This window comes from Bacillus sp. DJP31, assembly GCF_049310945.1.
Taxonomy (GTDB): domain Bacteria; phylum Bacillota; class Bacilli; order Bacillales; family SA4; genus Bacillus_BS.
Map to the genome: position 1 here is coordinate 45,082 of NZ_JBMERO010000025.1, position 6,612 is coordinate 51,693.

The window sequence follows — 6,612 nt, forward strand, 5'->3', positions numbered from 1 at the left end:
ACGGAGGAATGAATCATGTCAAAAACAGCATTAATTACTGGAGCTTCAAACGGAATCGGAAAAGAACTTGCCTATCACTTTGCAAAGGATGGAGTCAATCTAGTTCTGGTTGCAAGAAGTGAAGATAAGCTACAAGAGCTGAAGAAGGAATTAATGGGGAAATGGGACATTCAAGTAGAAGTGATGAGTCGGGATTTAAGCAAGATGGAGGAAGTCCAATCTCTAGATAAGGAACTGAAAGAAAAACAGATTAAAATTCAGTACTTAATTAATAATGCGGGCTACGGTTTATTTGGTAATTTTACTGAGACTAATATGGATGAAGAATTAAATATGATTGATTTAAACATCAAATCTTTAACCCTGCTTACAAAGCTACTTGTGAAGGATATGGTCAAGAATGGAGAAGGTCGCATATTGAATGTTGCTTCAACAGCTGCTTTTCAACCAGGCCCTTTAATGGCGGTGTATTATGCTACGAAGGCTTATGTTCTCTCCTTTACAGAAGCATTGGAAAATGAACTACAAGGAACAGGTGTCTACGTGTCTGCGTTATGTCCAGGTCCTACAGAGACAGGCTTCGGTGACAGAGCAAACCTATCAAGTTCAAAGCTTTTTAAAGGTAAATTGATGAGTGTAACAGAAGTAGCAGAAGCTGCCTATGCGGGATTAACATCAGGTAAGTCTCTTATCATACCAGGCTTCCAAAATCGTATGTTGACTGTTTTGGTAAGGATATTACCTAGAAAAACGATTACAAGCATTGTACGAAATGTTCAAGAAAAGATATAATATATAGCATAAAAGAAGGGTGGAGATTTTCGGTGGGGCAACAGGCAATTGATACATTTCGGAAATGTATCCCCTTATTCCAAGCATTAAGTGACCCAGCCCGTCAGGATATCATCCTTTTACTCGCCAATCATGATGCTCTAACAGTCAATGAGATTGCTGCTCAATCAACATTGTCGAGACCGGCTATATCACATCACTTAAAAATATTACGAGACCTTCATCTTGTAACGATTGACCAGCAAGGAACTAAAAGGTATTATTCGCTGGCTTTAGATTCCTCGATGGAACTGCTTAAACAACTCATACAAACTGTTGAAGAAACATGTTAAGAAAAGTGGATGATCTAATCATCCACTTTTTATTTTAAAAACAGCTATACAATTGGCTCAAAATAAACGTTTTCGATTTCAAGAGTGCAATCCTTCCCTGTATCATAAGATAGATTCCCAATCTTACCTTTTAGCAAATTGTATACCTCTTGATTTCCTGTTTTCCAGTAATCGCAAATAAGGGATAGTATTTGAACTCCTTCTTTTTCTGCTTTATTGAAAAGAGTGAGAAAGGATTCTGCGGAATGTTCTTGATTATTCGTTGGATGAAGCCATTTTGTCGAGTTTTCATTTAGGTAGTCCTTTTCCTCCAGCTTTTTTTGATAGGAAAAGGAAGAGATTCTTTCCTTTAGTACTTTGTTCTTCCAACCAGTAGGATCATGAAGGACCTTCAAAGCCTTTATCATATGCTGATACGAATGATTCACATAGCTCTCGGGCATTTTTTTTTCTTCCTCAGGGAAAGTCTCTTTAATGAGTTCAGACAGCATCTGCTCAATTGGCTCATATAATGTAGGTCCGATATATATTTCCTTATAGACAGGAAGCTTGTAAGTATCAACATTTCTCCATCGTCTCATTAGCACCGTGTCGATAATAATCTCTAACTTTTGATGACGATTACCTTCATTTCCAGAACGATAAATGATATAAGGATGTGTATTTCGGTCTAGGAGGTGATGCGTGACAAATCCTAGAATATAAGCTGTTAGTTTAGTATGGTTCTTATGCTTGTAACCGTAGTCTATCATTTGCATTAAAAACAGACCGCATTGCTCATAGTGTATCTTCAGACCAATCTCTGTTACAGGCTTTGCTCGCCATGGCCAAAAATTATGATAAAAAAAGGGATCGGGACCTTGTGTTCCTAATTGAAAATACGGTTTAACATCCTCTATAATATCGCGTAAGCCGGCTTGCTCCGCTACCTTTTCACCGAATAAAATATGAGTCCAAACATTTGGCACTAGATTCACCTCTCCTTCCAACTATTGTTTTCATCCATTACAAGGGATCTTTTTGAATCACTATATAGCTATTATACTCACCAACTAAAACTGGAAGAAAGTAAAAAGGTCGAATTTTACAAAAACTTCACACTAAAGATCTCTCGATGAAAAAGTAAACTCCATCTCAATGTGATTTTTGAAAGAAGTATGTAAAATACATATTTTACATTTCTGTCACAATTAGACTATTATTTAAGGGTCCTCATCTACTTGGCGACACGTAAGGAAGACCGATTAGTGAATATAAAAGAGATTGCAGATGTGTATGAAATTTCTAAAAATCATCTAATGAAGGTGGTTTTTGACTTAGGAAAGCTTGGGTATCTTGAGACGATTAGAGGCAGGAATGGTGGCATCAAACTAGCTCTTGATCCTAAGGATAGTAATATTGGCGAAGTGGTTAAAAATACAGAAGAAGATTTTCACAGGGTAGAATGCTTTGATTCTTCTAAAAATGAGTGCGTCATCAGCCCCAAATGTAAATTAAAAAATGTTCGGCATGCGGCTGTCAAAGCGTATTTACAAGTATTACATAGCTATACTTTAGCAGATATTGTTTGAAAATAAAGTAGATCTACAACAACTATTTCAAAAATGAAAACACTATGCTTTTCTTCCTAAACATAGTGTTTTCATTTCTAGAACACATACGGACCAACCATTACCACCATCATAAACAAATGAAGTAAGACAATGTACGTTACTTCACTTTCCTCGCCCCAATTTGGATTACGGAAAAACTTGTAACTGAACAACGCAATGGCAATCGCCAAAAGGGGTAATATGTATTGACTAAACGAGAAAGCAATGAAAAATGGACCATCTAGGATAACGTTTGGTTCAAAGAAGCGTTGCACAAAGATAAATTGGGTAATGAAATAAGAAACAATCGCCAACCACTTTGCTCTAGTTTTATTGTAGACGTTGAGCACATTCATTCCAATGACAACAATGGCGGGTGGGAACAAAACGAGAAAAGAAACTAATAGAAAAATTAAGGCACCAGAAGAAGATAACAAGGTTCTTGAAAGTGCATTTATATAATCCTGTTTCGAAAGCTGTAAGCTAGCCTCAACTGCCTCAGTATGTGTACTTGCACCCATAATGGAATATTTCATCGTTGATGCCTCAAAGTCTAACCATGTGATGAATGACTGGTCAACCCAAATGGGCTTTGATGAAGGTAAATCTGTGGTACTTATTCTAGTCGCCTTCCATGTTTCGTCTATTTGACTTGCCATGAAGATATTGACAGCATCTGTATCATTTAGGGTAGATTCTGAAGCAAATAATAGCTTGACCGTGCCATCCTCGTGAAAAATGTTAAACCCTTTTATTAGACCTAGCCTATTTGCCGTTTCTGAATCATTGATTCTCAATTCACTAAATGCTTCGTACCCGGTAGGATTAGCAAGTGATAGGTTCGCATATTGATTGGTTAAGGTTAGTTTTCCTCCACCCTTTCGACTAGAGGTTGTTAGAATTGTATGAACATTTCCATCCATTTCTAAATAATCTAAGCCGGCGTATGTTGCATAATTTGTGTCATATTGGAATAGTTCCGTACTTTTCCAACCCTCTTTATAAAGTGTAAAATTTAGTAGTCCGGCATCACCAGGTGTAGCCGTTACAAAAGAATTCTGCTGTAAGGTAAGAATTAGGTCTTCTGCTGGACTAGACTGATCTGCTATTTTAATAGGGTCAAAGGTTGATAGATTGATGATATAAAGCCCTTGTTCCTGACTCACTACCACTAGCCCTTCGTTAGCCTTTAACAAATTCACGGATTCTAACAGCTTTTTTGGATCACCACTGCCATTCTGGTAATACAAGGTTTCTTCTTTTACATATAAGGCATCAACTCCATTCGTCCAAAAGGAGTCTTGAGATGTGACTGGTGCTTTTATCTCCCCTAGATTGCTGACGGAAAGATCAGGATTCACTAAATATTGATTTATTCCCCCTGTTTTACCTGAAAATAGCACGAGTTGGTTATCATCAGTCACGATAAGAGGTGAACGGTTGTCAGACTTCATTTGTAAATCAACAGACCGGCTCCAAGGCATCTTATTAGAATTCTTCTCCGCGTCTAAAAGATGCAAATATTGAAATGTAGTGAAGATAAGAAATATAACTATAAATGGAAGAACAACTCTCCATTTTTTAAATTGTTCCTTCATAAGAATCCCCCAATTACTTCTGTATCTGTGAAAAGTCACAATAGTATAATAACATAATTGGAAAATAAATACACCAGTAGTTAAGGGTATATGAAAAAATATAAGGACGACTGCAACTTCAATTTTTACCTGTATAATAGAAAGAAATAACTTGAAAGGCGGATCTAAATGAAGTATTCAATTGTTCTGTTTGATGGTGTGTGTAACTTATGTAATGGTGCCATACAGTTTCTACTTAAGTATGATAAGAAAGAGCGACTTCGCTTTGCCTCACTGCAATCAGAGACAGGTCAACGGTTGTTGGCACAATATCAGCTACCGACAGATGATTTTGATAGCTTTGTCGTGATTGCTAATGGGAAAGCTTTTAGGAAATCAGTTGCTGCTTTAGAGATATGTAAACAGCTTGGAGGATGGTTTATACCTTTTTTAATTTTTCGTGTAGTACCTAGTCCAGTTAGAGATTCCATATATAGCGGGGTGGCTAATAATCGTTATAAGTGGTTCGGAAAACAAGAGCATTGTATGATCCCAACACCAGAGTTGAGGAAGAGATTTTTGGAATAATAATAGGACTGATTGATGAAGAATAAGAGGTGTATTATTGTTGAATCTCCCTTTCGAAGAGAATTTGAGTTTTTCTAGTTCTAACTGTTGTGGCTATAACTTGATTATTGTTAAGGCGTTATGTTATTTTTTTACTAGTAACTGTACCTTGAAAGTAAAGGTTGGAATGAAAGGACGTTCGATATGTCGAAACAACAAATTGGTGTCATTGGTTTAGCTGTAATGGGGAAAAACTTAGCTCTTAATATAGAAAGTAGAGGCTATTCAGTAGCCGTTTTTAACCGCTCACCGGAGAAGACAGATGCTATGATACAGGAAAATGCGGGGAAAAATGTATTGCCTACATATACAATGGAAGAATTCGTTGAATCTCTTGAGACACCACGTAAAATGCTGTTAATGGTACAAGCGGGTAAAGCAACAGACGCGACGATCGATCAGTTAGTACCTCTGTTGTCACAAGGAGACATCATTATTGACGGCGGAAATGCCTTTTTCGTTGATACGATGCGCCGTAATAAGGAACTCGCTGAAAAAGGAATTCGTTTCGTTGGAACGGGTGTTTCTGGTGGGGAAGAGGGTGCTCTTCTTGGACCTTCGATTATGCCAGGTGGACAAAGAGAGGCCTTTGAATTGGTTGAACCGATTTTGAAGGGTATTTCCGCGAAAGTTGATGGAGATGCTTGTTGTACCTATATCGGTCCAGATGGAGCAGGACATTATGTGAAAATGGTCCATAATGGAATTGAATATGGGGACATGCAGCTGATTAGTGAGGCCTATTTCCTATTAAAACATGTGGCTTTAGTATCAGCAGAGGAGCTTCATGAAATTTTCTCTGACTGGAATAAAGGTGAGCTTGATAGTTATCTAATTGAAATCACAGCTGATATTTTTACAAAGGTTGATGAAGAAACAGGAAAGCCAATGATTGATGTGATTTTGGACATGGCTGGACAAAAAGGTACAGGTAAGTGGACAAGCCAGAGTGCATTGGATTTAGGAGTTCCACTACCTATTATTACCGAGTCGGTTTTTGCTCGATTTATTTCAGCTTTGAAGGATGAGCGTGTGAAAGCGAGCAAGATTTTGAAAGGACCAGAAAAGAGTTTCACTGGTGATAAAAAAGAATTCATCGAAGCTGTTCGGAAAGCCTTATATGCAAGTAAAATAGTGTCCTATGCCCAAGGGTTTGCTCAAATGCGTGCAGCCTCTGAGGAGTACAAGTGGGATTTAAATTACGGAGAAATCGCCATGATTTTCCGAGGGGGCTGTATCATTCGTGCCCAGTTTCTGCAGAAAATTAAAGAAGCCTATGATCGTGAACCGGGACTTGCTAACCTAATGCTAGATCCTTATTTCCAGGACATCATTGAGAACTACCAATCAGCGATGCGTGAAGTGGTCTCGATCGCAGTGATGAACGGTATTCCAGTACCTTGCTTGTCAAGTGCCATTGCTTACTATGACAGCTATCGTACGGAGACTCTCCCAGCTAATTTATTGCAAGCACAGCGTGATTATTTCGGAGCACATACTTACCAGCGTGTGGATAAAGAAGGAACGTTTCATACGAATTGGATGGAATAATAGAAGAGAACCCCCGTTTTTCTTGGAGAAACGGGGGTTTTTATTAATTTCTCACACTTTGTATGGAGTTTTCGGTTACTTTAATCTGGCTGCAGTCCTGAATAGGGGCTAATCGAGACAGAGGGTGTAGGGTTAGAGTGC

6 protein-coding genes and 1 pseudogene are annotated in these 6,612 nt (G+C 38.1%); 5 read left to right on the forward strand and 2 right to left on the reverse strand.

Annotated features, from left to right (window positions below):
• Positions 1-12 precede the first annotated feature (12 nt).
• Together ACOI1C_RS18085 and ACOI1C_RS18090 are read left to right on the forward strand one after the other, a co-directional pair.
• Positions 13-792: an SDR family NAD(P)-dependent oxidoreductase gene (locus tag ACOI1C_RS18085; protein ID WP_422512000.1), complete on the forward strand. Its 780-nt coding sequence runs from the start codon at positions 13-15 to the stop codon at positions 790-792.
• A gap of 32 nt (positions 793-824) precedes the next feature.
• Positions 825-1,124, forward strand: coding sequence for an ArsR/SmtB family transcription factor (locus ACOI1C_RS18090; protein WP_422511992.1), 300 nt, complete (start codon positions 825-827; stop codon positions 1,122-1,124).
• A gap of 44 nt (positions 1,125-1,168) precedes the next feature.
• Here the strand turns inward: ACOI1C_RS18090 and ACOI1C_RS18095 are convergent, their stop codons facing one another.
• A complete protein-coding gene (locus tag ACOI1C_RS18095; RefSeq protein WP_422511993.1) occupies positions 1,169-2,092 on the reverse strand; it encodes a zinc dependent phospholipase C family protein in 924 nt (307 codons plus the stop codon).
• Between the two features lie 213 nt (positions 2,093-2,305).
• Between ACOI1C_RS18095 and ACOI1C_RS18100 the strand changes: the two are divergent.
• Positions 2,306-2,732, forward strand: a pseudogene (locus ACOI1C_RS18100) (Rrf2 family transcriptional regulator).
• 40 nt (positions 2,733-2,772) lie between these two features.
• Here the strand turns inward: ACOI1C_RS18100 and ACOI1C_RS18105 are convergent.
• A complete protein-coding gene (locus ACOI1C_RS18105; RefSeq protein WP_422511994.1) occupies positions 2,773-4,314 on the reverse strand; it encodes a hypothetical protein in 1,542 nt (513 codons plus the stop codon).
• Positions 4,315-4,482: 168 nt separating this feature from the next.
• Between ACOI1C_RS18105 and ACOI1C_RS18110 the strand changes: the two genes are divergently transcribed.
• Complete coding sequence (locus tag ACOI1C_RS18110) at positions 4,483-4,881, forward strand: thiol-disulfide oxidoreductase DCC family protein (protein WP_422511995.1); 399 nt, start codon at positions 4,483-4,485, stop codon at positions 4,879-4,881.
• A gap of 183 nt (positions 4,882-5,064) precedes the next feature.
• Entirely contained in the window at positions 5,065-6,471 is a 1,407-nt protein-coding gene (gene gndA / locus ACOI1C_RS18115) for an NADP-dependent phosphogluconate dehydrogenase (RefSeq protein WP_422511996.1), read from the forward strand.
• Positions 6,472-6,612: the final 141 nt, after the last annotated feature.